The sequence below is a fragment of the Maridesulfovibrio sp. genome (assembly GCF_963666665.1).
Taxonomy (GTDB): domain Bacteria; phylum Desulfobacterota; class Desulfovibrionia; order Desulfovibrionales; family Desulfovibrionaceae; genus Maridesulfovibrio.
The window spans coordinates 1,590,568-1,609,408 of sequence record NZ_OY762999.1; the positions used below are offsets into that span (position 1 = coordinate 1,590,568).

An 18,841-nucleotide genomic window follows, 5' to 3' on the forward strand; every position below is an offset into this window, starting at 1 on the left:
GATGCACCCGAACTTTGATTGCTCAAAGCTATTATTTCTGGAGGCCGGACTGTACGTCCTTGAGGAGCTCCTGAACCTTTGCAAGCTTAGCCTGCTCTTCTTCGCTGAGCTGAGCTCCAACGTAAGCAGCTTTCTGGTTCATTTCTTCAATAATGCCGTCCATAATAATATGTCTGGTTTTAGTGGGAAGTTTTTCGAGTTCAACCAGTCTGCCGTCTACAACAGTCATCTGGGAATTCAGGGCTTCCACGTCACCGCGTACGGTCTGCAGATCTTTAACTTCAGCGGTAAGGCTGGTCAGATTCTGATTCAAACCGTAGAAAAATACTACGAGAAGAACTACTGCCATGAAAGAAATGATAATTGCTACCTTACCCATGTCTTTCTGAGCAGTTTCACCAACACCAGAAACGATGTTTTCACCCAGCACTTCTTCACTCTGCTGGTAATCTTCGATCTGATGTACTTTTTCAGTCGCTGCGCTCATTTTTTTCCTCCTAAATGATCGTGTTTATAACGAAAAAGGACTATACTTCAAGGACGACTTCAAATCAAGAATTTATACCTTTTTAAAAATTTTGATCCATCCTCCCTGCAAACACTCCGTGATTCTCACAAATAATCAGCCAACGCAACCATGTTATTTCCAAAACATGAACTTTAGTTTTTCACCAATATAAAAACTCCCGGTTCCCACCACTTAGCAAAACACCAGAGTCCAAAACAATATCTCGGCACAATATTTGCTTTTATTAAGAAAAATAAATTTACGGAAAAGATTTCCTAACAATATTCTCAGGAGCCTGAAGATGTTCACCAGCTCAGTTTTAAGTGGATCAAGCACTGCCGGAAGCTATTTTTCAAACATAGCCAACAATTCTCAAAGCGTAAGAACACCAAATATTTCAAGCAGTTTAACACCATCTCAGATCCGTAGACAGCTGCAGATGCAATTCGCAACCATGAGCTTCGGGCTGAACTCCAGTGAACAACAACAGGTAAATGGTTATTTCTCACAACTGAATAATATTTATGGTGTCAATGATTCGTCCATCCGTGAAGAGCAGGAAAAAAAATTCAAAGAGCTGAAGAAAGAACTGGATGCCCTTTACGGTCTTGATAAGGATCCCAAAGAACTCACCTCCGAGGAACAAAAGAAAGTAGAGGAACTCCAGACAAAACTGGACGAGCTTTATGAAATAGTTCCAACCAAAGACCCGCAGGGCGCAGACCGTCAAAGGGCTGAAAGCCTAAAATGGGAGCTGAAAAAGATGTACTATCCTGAAGGGAAAGTGCTCTCAGCAGCGGAAAAAAGGAAAGAAGCTTCCATTCAAAAAGAATTGAAAGAGCTGTTTGGTATCACCGGTCCCAAAACTTTGACTGAAGAAGAACAGGCCAAAGCGGACGAATTGAACAAACAGATAGATGAAATCAAAGGAACCACTAAAAAGGAACTCAACGAAGAAGAATCCAAACGGGCTGAAGAAATCCTTGCTGAAATGGAAAAGATAGCTGGCAGTCTGGTCACCCACGGCCTCAGTAATGCGGAAAAGACTCTATACTATAAACTTGATGAACAGTCAGATGCTCTCAAAGACAAAGCTAAAGAATCCGGACTGTCTGAAGAAGAGCAGGACAAACTCGCCAAAATAACAAAGAATATTAATCTACTGCTCGATAAAGCTGCTTCAATTCAGGAACAGCAGGACAAGCAGGCCAGTCAGGTTCATGGGCAGCTTAACGGCTTCTTTTCCCAACTGGGAATGCTGGGTGGCGGAACACTGCTCTCACGAAGCATATAGATTTCTCTTGAAAAGCACGTAATTTTTTCTTACCCCTAAGGCCTGCATAGTAATAAAAGCGGAGCAATGCTCCCTTACATAGAATTTCAGGCCGAAAGGAGTAAGTAGATATGCCTATTTTTGAATTTAAATGCCCCAAATGCGGTAAAGAATTTGATGAACTGGTAATGCCCGGAAAGGATGCTAAGGCTGACTGTCCCGAGTGCGGCCATAAAGAATGCGAAAAGCTACTCTCCATGGGCAATGTCCGTCCCAACGGTATCCCCAAAGGAATGGGCGGATACAAAGAGCCGTGCAAAGGATGTAACGGCTGCGGCTAAAAACAAGCCTGTGAAATATTCAGATACGACAAAAGAAAACCCCGGATGCATAAGTATCCGGGGTTCTTTTATTCCTGCTGTTTAAACTTGGATATCATACAGTTGTTCATCTCCTGTTCGACGGTAGATGAAACAATTCTCTTCTGAAATTCCCAGTTTTTCATGTATCCCGTGCAGCCATTGTGTGCGCCCCAAAGAATGCGTCGGCACAAAGACCTGCGGCTTTACAAATCTCGCAAGTTCTCCGCCTCCGGCAAGGCTTTCCAATCTTCTGTCCACATTGGAAAAAGCAATATGGACACCGTAATCAACTACTCTATCCAATGCTGAACGGAAAAATGAACGGGTAAAATCAATTTCATTCTGTGAAGCGGTTTCCCAATCCCAACAGGCCAAATCACCGCCGTTGTAGATCCTTAACCCATCAGCAGTATTGAAAAGAAAGGCCACTCCCAGATCATTGGACATAAGAGTTTCTATTTCCAGTCCATAAAAATCATACTTTTCATCCGGCTCAACAACAAGAGCATTACCGAAATCAAGATCAGGGTACATCTCTTCAATATCGTCAGAAATCACCGCTTGCAAGGAAGCTGCACTTGCGCAGACTTCACGGTAGTCCGGCGCAAAATGATCAAGATGACTATGAGAAAAAAAAGCCGTCACCTTACGTCCTGCGAGAGCATCCTGCAAAGCCGAAAGTACTTTTTTACTCCTGAACCGCTCTGCGGGGATATCGAATACATAACAGTTTTCCCCGGCATCAATCACAAAGCAATTATGAAAGATATGGACAAGACGAACCAGCATGAAACTACTCGGCGATTGCAATTTCCTGCTCTTCCAGAAATGCACGGCTGACCGGCAGATAAACATGTGACCATGAAGTCAGATGACCTGCCAGATATTCAGCTTCAGGACCGGAACCGCAAAACAAATCAACTCTTGTCCCTTTAATAGCTCCACCGCGATCCTGTGCCATAACTATTTTAGCAAAAGGAATCTTGCTCCTTTCCTCCTGCTGCGGAAGACGGGTGGTCAACAGGGCCAGAGACCCAAGGGGGAGAACTTTATTATCTACAGCAACACTGGCCATGGGAGTAAGCGGCGATCCCATGGACCCGAACGGTCCCTCATCATCTAATCTAAAAAACACATAGCTTGGATTGGTAGTCAGCAACTCCTTGACCATATCAGGATTGGCATCAAGGAAAGCCTTGATTTTCTGCATACTCATCCCTTCCTTGGGAAGGAGTCCACGCTCAATCAGAACCTTGCCAAGCGAAACGTATTTCAGTCCGTTTTTACCGGCATAAAGTACATGCTTTACACTTCCATCCGGCAGGACAAGGCGCCCTGACCCCTGAATCTGAAGAATAAATACGTCAACTAAATCTTTAACCCATGCAATCTCAAGTCCTTTATCCTGCAAAGCTCCATCAAAATCAATGTCCGCACGATCATAATAAGGCTGCACTTCCCCATTTTCCTGACGGTAAATAAGGCTCTGCCCTTTCCAACGATGATGAAATTTACCGAGATCAAGGGTCTGGAGATCGTGTGGAATACTATAGAGCGGATAGGGGTAATCCGGGTGCGGTACAAGTGAAGCTTCCAGATAAGGTTCATAATATCCGGTTAATAAAGTCCGCGGAGACATGGAGAACCATACGAATCTCTCCTCTAAAAGCTCGGGAGATTCTTCAAGCAGAGGAAGAAGGCTGAGCATTTCTTCATTGGTTCGCTTAAGCATTCCCCACGTAATCTGTGAACGTCCGTACTTTGCAGCTATACCATTATCGGGTTTACGCGATAAGAACCTGAGGTTCCGCTCAATCCCTTTCTGCAAATCCATCCATGAAAAATCATCACCGCTTTGATATTGCAGGCGATTAATAAGTCCGGAAACCTGAGCAGCATCTACCTTGGTATATCCGGTAACATTAGATTCTGGTCGTACGCTGTGAGTAGAGCATCCCCCTAAACAAGCTAAAATTAGTATTCCACAAAAAAAAGCCGATAAAAATTTCCTGAATCTTACAATCAACACCGAAGCCTGCCTTATTTGATGATATATTATTAACGATTAGACTGGAAAAAAAACAAAGATTGGCTTACACATCCAAAGTATACACTTAATACATGTTCTTACTCACAACCAAAGAAATATAAGCAACTGCCGCAGGAACAAATATGCGTTTTTTTCCTATCATAGCAGCTATTATTGCCATCTTGGCGACATCCTCCCCCGGCTTAGCCAACCGCTGGGATTTAGTTATCCTTACAACTTCCGGACTTAACGGACAATTGCTTCCTGCGGAAGAAAAAAACGAACAACATAGTACCGGCATGGTACGTACTTTCGGAGGATTTGCAAGAATTCAGTCAGTATTTGAATCATATAGAGCCCAATACCCCGGAGCAACAATCACAGTAGCCACCGGCGACGATCTCATGGGCGAATCCCTGACAAACGAAAAAGGCACGACTGTGTTTGAAGCTATGAATAAAATGGGATTCAACATATCCACCCTCGGAAACCATGAATTCAACAGAGGCACAAAATTTCTGGCTAATTGCCTGAAAAGCAAAAAATTCCCTACAGTCTGCAGCAACCTCAACATAACCCAAGGCAATCCCCTACGTAATTACATAACCAGCACAGCTATTTTCGAACGAAATTTCATCAAGGTAGGATTTATGGGCATGATCCTTCCTGAGCTCAAGCTTATATCAAACCCCGGTTCGGGAATTTCAATACCTGCCGACTATATCAAATCCGCCCGTAAAACAGCACACGACTTGAAACGCAACCAAAAGGCAGACATAATTGTACTTTTAAGCCATCTACCTATTGAAGCACAAAAAAAGATCCTGCAGGAAGTTCCGGAAATAGATATTGTCTGCGGTGGACAAAGTTATAAGGATATATTCCCCGGACAAGAGATCATCGCGCGTGACGCTTCAACTCCCGGCTTAATGGTTCAATGTGGAAGTCAAGGACGCTATGTTGGTGTTTTAAAGATCAATATGAATGCCAGAGCTATCAACAAACATGAATGGACAATTATACCGGTAACAGACAACACTCAGGAAGACAGCCGGATAAAGGCATTTCTTTCATCAAGGGTAAAGGACACCACAAGCGTTCCTGTTGCGATTTCACCGGTTGCACTTGATACTCGCGCAGAGTCCATACGCACAGGCGAAACAATTGCCGGAGGCTTGGTAAGTTCCATCATGCGTGAAAAGTTCAATACGGATATCGCGTTTCAAAACGGTGGTGGATTCAGGGGAAACAAGATTATTCCGGCAGGCCCGATCACAGATCAAGATATCAATACAATGTTTCCCTTCGGGAACAAAATGATTGTAATTAAAGTTTCAGGAAAAACCCTTAAACAAATTCTTGAACGCTCAGTTCACAAACTCCCCGCTTCTTCAGGGGCTTTTCTACAAATTTCAGGTCTTAAGTTCACTTTGGATATTAAAGGCCAGCCTCAGGAACTGGAAATTGACAGCACAGGTAAACCGGCCAAAATAAAAACAGCCGGCTCCCGAGTTTCCAATATTAAAATTATGGATAAATCAGGCAGCTACAAATCCATAAACGACACGCGTAAATATTCCATTGCCACCAATTCCTACCTTGCTAGAGGCGGAGACGGCTACATAATGCTTAAGGACGTACCGGAGAAAGTAGAAACGTTTGTAAAGGTCAATGAAGTTATCAAATCCGGTATGCTGAAAATGGAAACCTTAGAAACAGAATTCCCGCCGGTAATTTATACTCCGGACGGGTCACCTTATAAAAACTAGCTCCCCACTCCCGCCATAAGGCATTCAAAAATTTCCAGTTCACAAGAAATATTTATTTCTTGTGAGTCAGCACATCTTGATATTCCACGCCGTAAATGTGGAGCATAACCATCAGAAAGGATAGAACAAGAGGACCGTACAAAATACCCAACGGTCCAAACGCATTGATACCGCCAAGAATGGCAAGGAAGACATAGATAGTGGAAACCCGCGAAGCTTCACGAACAATCATGGGCCTAAGAACCGTATCAATTCCGGTCACCAGCACTCCGCACCAAAGAAGCAGAAAAACAGCAGTTTTAACTTTACCGACAATCAGCAGGTAAATAGTGGCAGGAGCCCAGATCAACCCGGTTCCGAGAACAGGAATAAGGGAAGCAAAACTCATCATCGTACCCCAAAACAAAGCCGGGATGCCAGCTATTGCGAGCCCAATTCCGCCGACAATACCTTGGAGGAATGCAATAAAAAGGCTCCCGAAGAGAACTGATTTTGAGACCTTCCTGAGGCTTTCGATTATAAAATCTTCCTGTTCTACTCTTAAAGGAGAAAGATATCTCACCCGTTCAATAAATCTTTCCCCGTCCTTTAAAAAGGAAAAGACTAGAAAGTTCATGATCAAGAAATGCGCAACAAGGCTTGCCATGTTTGCGGCTAACCATGTTCCGGAAGTCAGCATAGCCTGACCGAAACTTCTCGAAATCTCGAGTATTCTGGCCTGAATATCACTGGAGCTTATCTCGAAAAACGGAAATTTCTGCTCAAACCATTGCAGATATGTATTGTAATGCTGTGAATCAAAAAAAGTTGAAAAATCAGTAGTCCGCAGCCATTCGTTAATGGCAGTAACGGAATCAACCCCCTGACCGATCAAACCTAAAAAGAAAACAACGGCAGGGATAATGATAGCAAAAATGATAATACAGACGGTTAAAAATGCCCCTAAGGCAGGTCTTCCACCAAGACGGCAACATATCTTCTTGCTTAACGGATAAAAAATACCACTCAGAACAACTGAAATAATAATCGTGTTTATGAAAGGCTTAATAACAGAATATCCAAGCGCAATCGCAGAAAGAAGCAGCAGGATAAGAAAAAAAGTATATATTGCCGGAGATTTTATTATTTTGCCTTCAGGAGGGGGAGTCATGAACAAGTCCTTGAAATCTGATTAATTATGCTGAGGGATGCTCATACTTCCAGATAAAAACAGCAAGCACAATTAAAATCAGGTCGATTTTAAAATATAATCAGACATTACCTCAAAAGTATTATCTGCCTCTTTCTTCATACGGGAAACCAGCCCTTCCACAATCTCCAAACTTCCATACTGAAGATACTTTTCGATCTCACTGGCTAAGGAAGAAAGCTTATGGGCTCCGACATCAAGAGATAATCCGCGCAAAAATACCACCTCTGACTTCAAAATCTCCAAATCAGTATTCGCGATAGCTTCGTCCATCCTTGCCAGATGGTCCGGAACAAGCTTTAAAAAATGGCGATAGATTTCCCTGACAAGCTTATCATTACCATCCAGACGTCTTATCGTACCCTTTAAATCAAGATTAGTCCCTGTTTCAAAACCGGCATCCTGCTCAAGCTGGACCGAATCAGCATGGCCCTCCCCCTTCACAACCGCAAGCATTGCCTGCATCAGCTCACAGGAATTGAACGGCTTGGACAGATAACCGTTCATACCGACTTCGAGACATCGTTCGCGGTCTCCTTTCATCGCATGGGCAGTAAGCGCAAGCACAGGGACTTGCGGATCAACATTATCGATATATCCGGTACGAATCAGACGCGTAGCTTCCAACCCATCCATAACCGGCATCTGAATATCCATGATTACTAAATCAAAATTCTTTGTCGCCAAAAGACTGATTGCCTCCTGACCATTCTCAACCATCTCCAACTCGCAATTGGCATCTTCAAGAAAAGCGGAAACAACCCTCCGGGTGATAATATTATCATCAGCCAGCAGTATTCGCTTAAAACGGCTGAAATCCATGCATTCATAAATAGACTTCGGTTGCATGTCTCCCAGCATACCCGTTACAGGCTTGAACACAGCTGTAAAATAGAAGCTGCTTCCCTGCGCCGGTTTAGTCTCTACCCAGATAGCTCCTTGCAGCATGTTGACAAGGTTATGGGTAATTGTAAGTCCAAGCCCGATGCCGCCGTGCTTGCGGGTCATATAATCTTCCAGCTGGGTAAAGCTTTCAAAAATTGAATCAGCTTTTCTTCTGGAAATGCCTACTCCCGTGTCGGAGACAACAAAAAGCAACCTTATTGATCCTGCCGGATATGGATCATCCTCACAATCATCAGGCATGACCTCAATAGCAATCCCGCCTTTGTCGGTATATTTTATCGCGTTGCTGACTATATTATTCAATATTTGGGTCAACCTGCCCGAATCACCCTGTAATTCACCTGAAATTTCAGGATGGATAAAACACTCAATGTTTAAGCCCTTATTTATGGCATTTGGACTATGAGAATTCATCACAAGAGATAATATCTGGCGCACATCGAAGGTTCCTTCGCGCAATTCCAGTATACGCCGCTCAATCTTGGAATAATCGAGCATATCATTAAGCACCCGCAGCAATGAAGAAGCGGACCCTTTAATCAATTCAACATACTCCTTCTGCTCGGTGGCAAGGCCGCTGCCGAGTAGAATTTCACTCAATCCTAAAATTCCATTCATGGGAGTACGTAATTCATGACTAATGGTAGCTAGAAAGGAACTTTTAGCCTCGTTGGCTGCTTCTGCATCTGCCACAGCCTGTCGGTATTCCTGCTCCATACCATGCTTATAGAGAGCAATTTCAATGGAAGAACGCAACTCACGTTCTTCAAAGGGTTTCAGCAGATAGCCGAACGGACCGGAAAGTTTTGCCCTGCTAAGCGTCTTTTCATCGGAATATGCTGTAAGGAAGACGACAGGTATATCATACGTTTTGATAATAATATTAGCAGCTTCAATTCCATCCATATCACCCTGAAGCTTGATATCCATAAGGACCAGATCAGGGCGGGATGCACCGGCTTTTTCAATTGCTTCATCGCCGGTTCCGGCATCTCCGGCTATAATGTAGCCTAAGCGCTTTAAAGTCGCCTGAATATCGAGATTAACAATCTTTTCATCATCAACAACCAGAATCCGCTTACCAGCCATCAACTCTACCCCATTAGCATTTATTTAGAAATAAGGATCATTCACGGTATAATAAATATTCAAAGAATTGAAAACACATTCCGGTTATTTAATAATTAAAAAGCCGACTCTGAATCTTCAGAGCCGGCTTTTTATAGATACGATAAACAGCTTTATTACAAAATCTGATTTAAGAACTGCTTTAAACGCGGATGATCTGTATTGTTAAAAAACTCATCCGGAGGAGCACAGGCAATAATTCTGCCGTCTTCCATAAAAACAATCCTGTCCGCGACTTCACGGGCAAAACCCATTTCATGGGTTACGACAACCATGGTCATGCCTTCACGGGCCAGATTCTTCATAACATCAAGAACCTCCCCGATCATCTCAGGATCTAGAGCGGAAGTAGGTTCATCAAAAAGCATGATCTTTGGATTCATGGCCAGAGCACGTGCAATTGCCACACGCTGCTGCTGTCCGCCGGAAAGCTTGGAAGGATAGACATTAGCCTTCTCACGTATCCCAACCTTCTTCAGCAGGTCAACGGCAATAGCTTTAGCCTCTTCCTTCTCCATCCCCTTGAGACGGATCGGAGCCATGGTCAGGTTTTCAAGAACGGTCTTATGCGGAAAAAGGTTAAATGACTGAAAAACCATCCCCAGCTCCTGACGGATGCTGTTAATATCATTGTCCTTATCATGCACGTCCAGACCGTCAACAATAATAGACCCTCTGTTGATTTCCTCAAGACGGTTGATGGAGCGCAGCAAGGTACTCTTACCAGACCCGGACGGCCCGATAATGACAACCTTTTCTCCCGGCTTGATATCAAGTGAAACATCACTGAGTGCAGCCAGATCACCGAAGAATTTGTATACATTCTTGATTTCGATAATGGGATTAGCGGTCATAATGATTCAACCTCTCTTCCATGTGGCTCACCGCTCTTGAAAGAATCAGAGTAATCAAGAGATAAACAAGAGCGATCATTGTGTATGTTTCAAAATACTGAAAACTTTCCGCTGCGAATTCACGCCCACGCCTGAGAATATCCGCAACAGCCAGAATGGATACGAGTGAAGAATCCTTCAACAAAGCGATGAATTCGTTACCGACCGGAGGCAGAATGGTACGCCATGCCTGCGGAAGAATAACCAGAAACATTGTTTCTTTCTTGCTGAAGCCAAGGGACCTTGCTGCTTCAGTCTGCCCTTCATCAATGGATTCGATTCCGGCGCGGAAAACTTCACCCATGTATGCGCCGTAACAAACACTCATAGCAATAATGGCCGAAAGCATGTCCGGCACCTGAAGGACGCGCCCCATGGCATAATAGATGTAGAAAAGCTGGACCAACAGCGGGATACCCCTGACAACTTCTACATACGTTGAGGCCACGAGGTTGATAAATTTATTACTTGAAATTCGTCCCAGCCCGGTAAAAAGTCCGATGATCAACGCCCCGAAAATAGAACAGATGGTAACCTCAAAAGTAACTACGATTCCATCAGGAATAAAAAGCAGAATATCCCTATAAGGATCAGGCTTGGCAATGACCAAATAGGCAATAATCCCAACTGCACCGAAAAAGGAAACCCACCAAGCATTCAACAGCCCCTTGTCGCTGCTGTCAGGAATGCTGGCCCCGTCCGTAACCTCAATCTTAACTTGTTTTTCTTTCATATATATATCCGGGCTGCATGAAAATGCCGGGACCGGCTAACTTCCGATCCCGGCCATTTGTTTTCAACTCAAGCCTGCTGGTCCGCAATTAGTTGCTGCCAAACCATTTGGCTTTGATTTTATCGTAAGTGCCGTCTGCTCTTACAGCAGCAAGACCTTTATTGATCAGGTCCAGAACTTCGGTATTTCCTTTTTTAACTGCTACGCCGAGGTACTCAGCTTTGTCGCTTTTAACAATGAAAGCGATTTTGAGCTTCTTGGAGTACTCTTCCTGCTGCAGTGCAAAGTCAGCAGCGATGGGATCATCACAAACAACTGCTGCGAGGCGACCGTTGTACAGGTCTTCCATAGCAAGACCGATTTCATCATAAGATTTGGGGATTACGCCTTCTTCACCTTTGATAGCAAAATATCCGGTAGTACCGATCTGGGCACCTACATTCATGCCTTTGAAATCAGCAAGGGTTTTCGCAGTTGAATCCTTAGCAGTAACAACTGACTGCTGTACTTCGAAATAAGGCTCAGCAAAGTCCATTACCTTTTTACGTTTTTCGTTAATGGACACGGAAGAGCAGATAGCATCGTATTTTCCGGCGGCAAGACCTGCAAAAATACCATCCCATGCTACGTTCTTAATTTTTACTTCGTATCCGGCAGCCTTGGCGCAAGCTTTCATCAGATCTACAGAGAAACCTACAATCTGTTTATCTTTATTGACAAACTCCATGGGGGGCCATGTGCAGTCGGATGCAATGTTAATCACCTTTTTTCCGGCAAGAGCAGGTGTTGCGGCAAGAATAGTCAGCAACAGAGCAACTATAATCCTCTTCATAAATATTCCTCCAAATAAGTTAAAATACCCTCTAAATAACAAACATGAAAATTATACAAAACGGTAACGGTGTCAATAACGGTTTACATGCACAATATTGTTTTCTTTGAATTATAAAGCCTGTAAAAAAATGTTTTCTTGAACTTTATTCAAAAAAAAGTTAATTTTCCAGATTCTTTTTTCAAAGGGGCATTACTCATGAAAAACAAAGTCAAAGAAGAGAGACAGGAAGCCGTTGAGGTGATCTGTCCCCAATGCCGTGAAACCCGGATTGTTTATTTTCCCAAGGAATCAATGCCGATCTGCCCTGTCTGCAAGGTCGAAATGATTGTTAAGGAAGTACTGACAGAAGGCAAATACGGTTGATCTGTTTTTACCACAGGTATTTTGACTTAAATGCAGACTAGGACTTTAAAGGAGACAGCTATGAAAAGAATTTGCATGATGCTGATCATGGTGCTGGCACTCGGCTTTGCAGCCACCGCCAATGCAGCTGACATTGATCTGGCCAAGAAATCAACCCTCAACTCCATTCTGAAAAACGGAGAACTGCGCTGCGGTATCGCTTCCGGATACATCCCCTTTCAGATGACTGACAAGAAAGGTCGCATTGTCGGTTTCGAAATCGACCTCGCCCGCGAAATGGCAAAAGCCATGGGTGTAAAGTTTGTTCCGGTCAACATGGAATTCGACGGCATCATCCCCGCTCTTCTTACTGACAAAATTGACATCATCACCGCCGGTATGACCGTCAACCAGGAGCGTAACCTGCAGATCAACTTCGCTGAACCTTTCATGGTTGTAGGCCAGACTGTTCTGCTGAACAAAAAACTCGAAGGCAAAATCAAGTCCTACAAGGACCTGAACAAGCCTGAGTTCACTATTGTTTCCAAGCTCGGCACCACTGGTGAACAGGCTGCAAAACGCTTTATCCCTAAAGCCAATTACAAGTCTTTCGACCTTGAAACCGACGCAGCTCTTGAAGTTCTCAACGGCAAAGCTGATGCTATGATTTACGACCTGCCCTTTAACGCTATCTTTATGGCTGAACAGGGTGAAGGCAAACTCGTATTCCTTGATACTCCTTTCACTTACGAGCCTCTGGGCTGGGGTATCCGTAAAGGTGATCCCGATTTCCTGAACTTCCTCGGAAACTTCCTGCACCAGATCAAGAACGACGGACGCTACGAAAAGCTTTACAACAAGTGGTTTGAAAGCACCGCTTGGCGTAACAACATGTAGCAGTACCTATGAGCTTAATGAGGGGCGGTGCATCCGCCCCTTTATTCAGATTGTTGACAAACGGTCGATAGCGCCATATTCATCGACCCTTTCCGACAATCTGAATTTTTGCTTTTTGAGTAAAACATAAATTTTAAAAATCGGCTTATATTATGAGTGGAACATCATTAAGAGCTCCCGGCAAAGGCCGGAACTACGAACTTTTCTGGAAGACTGTATTTTTCATCGGCCTGTTTGCCACAATGTTCGGCCTTTACTGGGCGACACAGCAGGTTGATTATGTCTGGCGTTGGGAGCGTATTCCGAACTACTTCTATTATCAGGATGAAATAAATATCAATTCAGATATCGAAGGCAGTATCACCGCTATTAAAGAACAAGGTGATAATGCCATCGTTACTGTGACCGGGGAAAACCACGAGTCAGAACAGTATGAAGTACCCGCTTCCGGATTGCGTGTTTACAAGGACGATACTGTTTTTGTAGGTGACACTATCGGAATCGAAAAAGAATGGAAACCGGGTGTTATCCTTGACGGTTTATTCATAACCCTCAAGGTCAGTGCCATAGCCATTGTTTTCGCTATTCTGCTCGGCCTCTTTACCGGTTTGGCCCGTATTTCCCAGAACCCGGCATTGAAGCTTTCTGCGATCACCTACATTGAACTTATCCGCGGAACACCACTGCTGGTACAGATGTTCATCTGGTATTTCGTGCTGGGAACCCTGATCAACAACATGCTTGCAAAATACGATATCTCCCAGATTTCACCTCTCTGGTTCGGTATTGCGTCTCTTTCTATTTTCGCAGGTGCTTATGTTGCTGAGATCGTTCGTGCAGGTATTCAGTCCGTTCACCGCGGACAGATGGAAGCAGCCCGTTCACTGGGTATGTCAAAATACTATGCCATGAAACACATTATCCTGCCTCAGGCTTTCCGGAGAATCCTCCCCCCGCTGGCAGGACAGTTCATCAGTATGATCAAGGACTCCTCACTGCTTGGAGTTATCGCCATCAGAGAACTTACCAAGGGTACAAGGGAAGCGGTATCCACAAGCCTGCAGCCGTTTGAGCTGTGGTTCCTTTGTGCACTGCTCTACCTCGTACTGACTTTTGCTTTCTCCATGTTTGTACAGTACCTTGAAAAGAAAATGGTGCAGAGATAATGATTGAAGTAAAAAATATATACAAAACTTTCTATGTTCCCCATGAGGTGCAGGCACTTTCCAATGTTTCACACAGCGTGGACAAAGGACAAGTTGTCGTTGTTATCGGGCCTTCCGGTTCCGGAAAATCAACCTTCCTGCGCTGCCTGAACAGGCTTGAGTACGCTGACTCCGGCCACATATTCATCGACGGAATTGATATTCTTTCACCAAAGACAAATATCAACAAAATCCGCGAAGAAGTTGGAATGGTATTCCAGTCCTTCAACCTTTTCCCGCACAAGACCGTGCTGGAAAACCTGACTATCGCCCAGACAGTAGTCCGCAAAAGGACCAAAAAGGAAGCAGGTGAGGTGGCCATGGAACTGCTGAAGAAAGTAGGTATCCATGACAAAGCCGGAGTTTACCCCACTCAGCTTTCCGGAGGACAGCAGCAGCGTGTTGCTATCGCCCGTTCACTGGCTATGGACCCCAAAGTCCTGCTCTTTGATGAACCGACTTCAGCCCTTGACCCGGAAATGGTCGGGGAAGTTCTGGATGTAATGAAGACCGTTGCAAAGGAAGGCATGACCATGGTTGTGGTTACCCACGAAATGGGGTTTGCGCGTGAAGTTGCGGATGAAGTTGTCTTCATGGATCAGGGTATGCTCATTGAAAAGGGCAGCCCGGAACACTTCTTCAAAAATCCGGAATCAGACAGGACCAAGGCTTTCCTCAGCCAGATCCTGTAGACTTTCTTAACAAACCAGTAAAAAAGGCCGTTTCCATATGGAAGCGGCCTTTTTTACTGGAATGTCCCGTCCTGAAATAGGTTTACACCCAAAGGACCTATTTTATGAAAAAGGAAGAAACTCAAAGAGTAAAGCGTACTCAGCGGGACTACACAATGGGCTTTAAATTGTCCGTTGTGGCATTAGTTGAAAAGGGTGAAATGACCTACAAGCAGGCCCAAAGGGCCTATGGAATCCAAGGTCGCAGCACTGTTTTAAAGTGGCTTCGTAAACATGGCAGCCTTGACTGGAGCAAGCCAATGGTACATCAGAAAAGAATGCCAAAATCCAAAGAGACTCCAGCACAAAAGATTAAGCGTCTTGAAAAAGAGCTTCAGGAAGAGAAGATCAAAACTATGCTTCTCAACGAAATGATTGATATTTCTGACAGAGAACTGGGTACTTCCATAAGAAAAAAACTTACCCCCGAGCTGCACGAGGTCTTCAGGAAACAAAGCAAATAAGTTTATCTGCTTGCTGTAGACAGCTCGGGGTGAGTCGGCAATCGATATATCAGGCTGAAAAACGCCATAAGGTACGGGAAAAACAGTTCCAAGAAGTAAAGAAACTTGTTTTGAGTCTGCGGGCCAGAATGCCTCGGCTGGGAACGCGTAAGCTTTATTTTTTATTGCGTGAGAAATTTGTAGCTCGTGGAATCAAGCTTGGGCGGGATGCTTTTTTCGCATTATTGCGCAGAGAGCATTTACTGATAAAAACAAGAAAAAATTACACAAAAACTACAAATTCAAAGCATTGGCTCAAAAAACATCCTAATTTATTGAAGGAGTTTAAGCCTCAGTATTCAGAAGAAGTCTTTGTTAGTGATATAACTTACGTAAAAACGTTAAATAAAACATACTATCTATCACTAATCACAGACTCTTTTAGCAGAAAAATTGTAGGTCACAATTTGAGTTCTGATCTTAGTGCCGAAGGGACCACTAAAGCTTTAGATATGGCTATCAAAAACCGAAAAACGCGAAACAAAACAATCCACCATTCAGATCGTGGATTGCAGTACGCATCGTCCATTTATCAAAACAAACTCAAGAAAGCCGAAATGGTCCCATCTATGACAGATGGGTATGATTGTTACCAAAATGCGTTAGCTGAACGTATAAATGGAATTTTAAAACAAGAATTTTTGGTGGTTAAATGCACTAGCTTTGATGAGTTAAATTCACTCGTAAAAGAGTCTATTGAAATATATAATTCTGAACGTCCTCATCTTAGTTTGAAAATGAAAACACCGAACCAAATACATAAACAGGGCTGTGGGGGTACCCCCACAGCCCTGTAGTAAACCAATTAACCGTCAATCTATTTTAGGACGGCTCAGAAATATGTAAAAGTTTAATCTTTTGCGTCACGCTTATCGCGGACATTTTTCATGGTTAATCCTGCAACGCACCCTACTAGCATTCCCAGCAACAATGCACGCTGAATATCCATGAAAAACCACCCCGCAATGGCTCCAACTGATCCACCTACAAGAATTCCGCGAGCCATGCATTCCAGCAGTCTCTCAAAATTCTTATCTTCCTTTAATTCACCCACGTCACACCTTCTTAGCCTGTATTAATTCATCAAGCTGATCAGCCTGTTCCTCAGATAGAGACAAGAATCTCAACCCGATACCGGGCATTTGTGATTTTACCCCCCAAGGCACCGTCCACAAAACTTCCGACTTAATTGGAGTTTTGTCATTCAACTCCATAAATGCCACCCAGAGAGTATCTCCCTTCTTCCACCTTGTAACAGAAAATAAGAAGCAGCCTTCTGCTGAGAAATTCAAGGCTACACTTTTTTCAATCTGGCTTTTTGAAGAATTGATATCCCTGTTCAACAAAACATTTAAAACTTTGTTAGCCCTTTTGGTGCCACGTAAAGACCTCGCTGTAAAGTTCTGGCAGCTTTCCCGGAAAAACTCCTCCAGCGATGTGCCATGCCCGGAAAATTTCCCTGTAGGTATACACCGTATACCTTCCGCAGCCTTATAGCTCAGTCTCATAACCGGAAAATTATCACTCAAGAGATTTGCCTCTGCCTTATCCGCTGCAGTAGAACGGAGCAAAGTCGGAATATCAATTAAGAAACCGTTATATTTAACTTTATTATGCTTGAGAGAAATCTCATGAAGGGACTCGGCAACGTCACAATCCAGATCAAAACTTTTCAAAGCCTGAATATATACTCCCCGATTATCTCCGGGAGCTGCAACGAGCAAGATTCTCATTCTATCCACCCTTAATTACCCTCCAAAAAATAAAATCAGCTTGGCTAACAGCCATTAACAATATATACTGACAAAATCAAAAATTACACAGTTATAAAGGTTTTCAAGCATTAATATAACTTAAGCGCCTACTTCAAACAACCAACATCTCAGATTAGCAGACACCAGAATTTCAGTTCAAAAAGAGATCTAACATTAACTCGGACACTGTACATGAATGAAACGCCAAAAATACTGACGATTGATGACGATGAGAGCGTTCGCCTTTCCATTGCACACTATCTTGAAGATAGCGGATACGAAGTTCTTCAAGCCAGTAACGGGCATGAAGGTTTGAGAATATTTCATGAACAGGAGCCTGATGTTGTCCTGCTTGACCTGCGGATGCCGGAAATGGACGGTCTTTCCGTGCTCAAACAGCTGGGTCAGGAAGCACCTCAAACTCCGGTCATAGTCGTCTCGGGAACAGGATCATTTGAAGATGTCATTGCCACTGTAAGACTGGGATCATGGGACTATATCCCAAAACCGATCACAGACCTTACAGATCTGGAAAATGCTATCCTGCGAACCCGATCAAGAGCGAGACTCCTCGTTGAAAACGAACGCTACAAAGAAGAGCTTGAACGCAAAATCCGTGAAAGGACCGAAGAACTCCAGCTGATGAACAAAGTCCTTTCAGAGGAAATTACTGCTCGTAAAAAATCAGAAGGACTTGTCCGGGCATCCTTGGCTGAAAAGGAAGTCATGCTCAAGGAAATCCATCACCGGGTAAAAAACAACCTGCAGGTAATTTCAAGCTTGCTCAGCCTGCAAAGCGGCTATACAGATGATAAAGAAGCAAGCAATCTGTTGCGAGAATGCCAGCACAGGGTCCGTTCCATGTCAATGCTGCATGAAAAACTATACCGTTCAGAAGACCTTTCCCGCATTGATATGAACGAATACGCCCTGACCTTGATCAGCTTTCTCCTTCGTTCTTACTCTGTTGATGGTAAAGTCAACCCGACATATAATATTAATGACATACATATGGGTATTGATTCAGCAATCCCGTGCGGACTGATCATTAATGAACTGGTTTCAAATGCTTTGACCCATGCCTATGAGATGAATTCCGGCGGGGAACTGAAAGTTTCCATGCACAGGGAGAACAAACAAATCAAATTGGAAGTCTCAGATAACGGTGTCGGCTTACCCGAAAATTTTTCCATCAGCGGCTCAAGAACCCTTGGCATGACCCTTGTAGAAACACTTGCGCAACAATTAAATGGTGAAGTCCATTTTTTCAATGATAATGGAGCAACCTTTCAAATCAGCTTTCCGGGATAAACTCGTACTTGATTGAAATCAAAAGGCGGTGTAGCTTGCTAGCCGTGATCCTTGCAATAGAACCACAGAAGAAGGAAATAAAGAATGGAACTTAGTTTTAAACAGATAGATGAAGTCACCGTTGTAAAAATTGAATCTACTGAACTGAACCATGTTGTAAGCCATGATTTTCAGCGCCAGATTCAACCTATTTTCGAAGAAAAACAATTCAATGTAGCACTCGACATGGACAGTGTTGACTTCATGGACAGCATGGGCATCGGAACTTTGATCACACTGCGGAATAAACTGATGAAAGAAAAAGGCAACATCGCCATGTTCAACATCAGCGAGCGGGTAAAGAAAATTATCGACATTGCCGCCCTGCACAAAGTTTTTGACCTTTTTGACACAGAAGAAGATGCTGTAAACGGCCTCAAAGATAAAATGCTGGCTTAACTGAAATTGATATAAAAACCGGGCAGGCTGTTAAG

Annotated in this window: 20 protein-coding genes; 10 read left to right on the top strand and 10 right to left on the bottom strand. The window is 43.6% G+C overall.

Annotated features, from left to right (window positions below; genetic code table 11):
- Positions 1-31: 31 nt before the first annotated feature.
- Positions 32-487, bottom strand: a complete 456-nt coding sequence (locus ACKU40_RS07255) for a hypothetical protein (RefSeq protein WP_320175847.1) — start codon at positions 485-487, stop codon at positions 32-34.
- A 322-nt stretch (positions 488-809) separates the two neighbouring features.
- Between ACKU40_RS07255 and ACKU40_RS07260 the strand changes: the two genes are divergently transcribed.
- Together ACKU40_RS07260 and ACKU40_RS07265 are read left to right on the top strand one after the other, a co-directional pair.
- Positions 810-1,802, top strand: coding sequence for a hypothetical protein (locus ACKU40_RS07260; protein ID WP_320175848.1), 993 nt, complete (start codon positions 810-812; stop codon positions 1,800-1,802).
- 110 nt (positions 1,803-1,912) lie between these two features.
- Complete coding sequence (locus ACKU40_RS07265) at positions 1,913-2,122, top strand: zinc ribbon domain-containing protein (protein WP_015851609.1); 210 nt, start codon at positions 1,913-1,915, stop codon at positions 2,120-2,122.
- Between the two features lie 81 nt (positions 2,123-2,203).
- Here the strand turns inward: ACKU40_RS07265 and ACKU40_RS07270 are convergent, their stop codons facing one another.
- Entirely contained in the window at positions 2,204-2,932 is a 729-nt protein-coding gene (locus ACKU40_RS07270) for a hypothetical protein (RefSeq protein ID WP_320175849.1), read from the bottom strand.
- Positions 2,933-2,936: 4 nt separating this feature from the next.
- The gene (locus ACKU40_RS07275) at positions 2,937-3,977 is read right to left on the bottom strand and encodes an MltA domain-containing protein (RefSeq protein WP_320175850.1); all 1,041 of its coding nucleotides are present in this window, start codon (positions 3,975-3,977) and stop codon (positions 2,937-2,939) included.
- A 338-nt stretch (positions 3,978-4,315) separates the two neighbouring features.
- Between ACKU40_RS07275 and ACKU40_RS07280 the strand changes: the two genes are divergently transcribed.
- Positions 4,316-5,941 carry a bifunctional UDP-sugar hydrolase/5'-nucleotidase gene (locus tag ACKU40_RS07280; RefSeq protein WP_320175851.1) on the top strand — a complete coding sequence of 542 codons (1,626 nt, stop codon included), beginning with the start codon at positions 4,316-4,318 and terminating at the stop codon, positions 5,939-5,941.
- Positions 5,942-5,993: 52 nt separating this feature from the next.
- Here the strand turns inward: ACKU40_RS07280 and ACKU40_RS07285 are convergent, their stop codons facing one another.
- The 5 genes from ACKU40_RS07285 to ACKU40_RS07305 form a co-directional block, all read right to left on the bottom strand.
- Positions 5,994-7,091 carry an AI-2E family transporter gene (locus tag ACKU40_RS07285; RefSeq protein ID WP_320175852.1) on the bottom strand — a complete coding sequence of 366 codons (1,098 nt, stop codon included), beginning with the start codon at positions 7,089-7,091 and terminating at the stop codon, positions 5,994-5,996.
- A gap of 78 nt (positions 7,092-7,169) precedes the next feature.
- Positions 7,170-9,125, bottom strand: a complete 1,956-nt coding sequence (locus tag ACKU40_RS07290) for a response regulator (protein ID WP_320175853.1) — start codon at positions 9,123-9,125, stop codon at positions 7,170-7,172.
- Positions 9,126-9,280: 155 nt separating this feature from the next.
- Positions 9,281-10,018, bottom strand: coding sequence for an amino acid ABC transporter ATP-binding protein (locus ACKU40_RS07295; protein WP_320175854.1), 738 nt, complete (start codon positions 10,016-10,018; stop codon positions 9,281-9,283).
- Complete coding sequence (locus ACKU40_RS07300; protein WP_320175855.1) at positions 10,008-10,790, bottom strand: amino acid ABC transporter permease; 783 nt, start codon at positions 10,788-10,790, stop codon at positions 10,008-10,010. The genes ACKU40_RS07295 and ACKU40_RS07300 overlap by 11 nt, the downstream gene beginning before the upstream one ends.
- Positions 10,791-10,878: 88 nt before the next feature.
- Positions 10,879-11,622: a basic amino acid ABC transporter substrate-binding protein gene (locus ACKU40_RS07305; RefSeq protein ID WP_320175856.1), complete on the bottom strand. Its 744-nt coding sequence runs from the start codon at positions 11,620-11,622 to the stop codon at positions 10,879-10,881.
- A 198-nt stretch (positions 11,623-11,820) separates the two neighbouring features.
- Here ACKU40_RS07305 and ACKU40_RS07310 point away from each other — a divergent pair, with 198 nt between their 5' ends.
- The 5 genes from ACKU40_RS07310 (at position 11,821) to ACKU40_RS07330 (ending at position 16,100) form a co-directional block, all read left to right on the top strand.
- On the top strand, positions 11,821-11,988 hold the full coding sequence (locus ACKU40_RS07310; protein ID WP_320175857.1) for a hypothetical protein: 168 nt from the start codon (positions 11,821-11,823) through the stop codon (positions 11,986-11,988).
- Between the two features lie 60 nt (positions 11,989-12,048).
- Positions 12,049-12,864: a transporter substrate-binding domain-containing protein gene (locus ACKU40_RS07315; RefSeq protein WP_320175858.1), complete on the top strand. Its 816-nt coding sequence runs from the start codon at positions 12,049-12,051 to the stop codon at positions 12,862-12,864.
- Between the two features lie 152 nt (positions 12,865-13,016).
- Complete coding sequence (locus ACKU40_RS07320; RefSeq protein ID WP_320175859.1) at positions 13,017-14,030, top strand: amino acid ABC transporter permease; 1,014 nt, start codon at positions 13,017-13,019, stop codon at positions 14,028-14,030.
- Positions 14,030-14,761, top strand: coding sequence for an amino acid ABC transporter ATP-binding protein (locus tag ACKU40_RS07325; RefSeq protein ID WP_320175860.1), 732 nt, complete (start codon positions 14,030-14,032; stop codon positions 14,759-14,761). Before ACKU40_RS07320 ends, ACKU40_RS07325 begins: the two co-directional genes overlap by 1 nt.
- A gap of 104 nt (positions 14,762-14,865) precedes the next feature.
- Positions 14,866-16,100, top strand: a protein-coding gene (locus ACKU40_RS07330; RefSeq protein WP_320173021.1) for an IS3 family transposase whose coding sequence is annotated in 2 segments (ribosomal slippage) — positions 14,866-15,220 and positions 15,220-16,100 — 1,236 coding nt in all. Because the reading frame shifts where the segments join, the coding sequence is not laid out codon by codon here.
- 53 nt (positions 16,101-16,153) lie between these two features.
- Here the strand turns inward: ACKU40_RS07330 and ACKU40_RS07335 are convergent.
- Entirely contained in the window at positions 16,154-16,357 is a 204-nt protein-coding gene (locus tag ACKU40_RS07335) for a hypothetical protein (protein WP_320175861.1), read from the bottom strand.
- Between the two features lies 1 nt (position 16,358).
- The gene (locus ACKU40_RS07340) at positions 16,359-16,979 is read right to left on the bottom strand and encodes a PilZ domain-containing protein (protein ID WP_320175862.1); all 621 of its coding nucleotides are present in this window, start codon (positions 16,977-16,979) and stop codon (positions 16,359-16,361) included.
- 270 nt (positions 16,980-17,249) lie between these two features.
- Between ACKU40_RS07340 and ACKU40_RS07345 the strand changes: the two genes are divergently transcribed.
- Positions 17,250-18,368: a histidine kinase dimerization/phosphoacceptor domain -containing protein gene (locus ACKU40_RS07345; RefSeq protein WP_320175863.1), complete on the top strand. Its 1,119-nt coding sequence runs from the start codon at positions 17,250-17,252 to the stop codon at positions 18,366-18,368.
- A gap of 84 nt (positions 18,369-18,452) precedes the next feature.
- Positions 18,453-18,806 (top strand): STAS domain-containing protein, encoded by a 354-nt coding sequence (locus tag ACKU40_RS07350; RefSeq protein WP_320175864.1) that lies wholly within the window; start codon positions 18,453-18,455, stop codon positions 18,804-18,806.
- Positions 18,807-18,841: the final 35 nt, after the last annotated feature.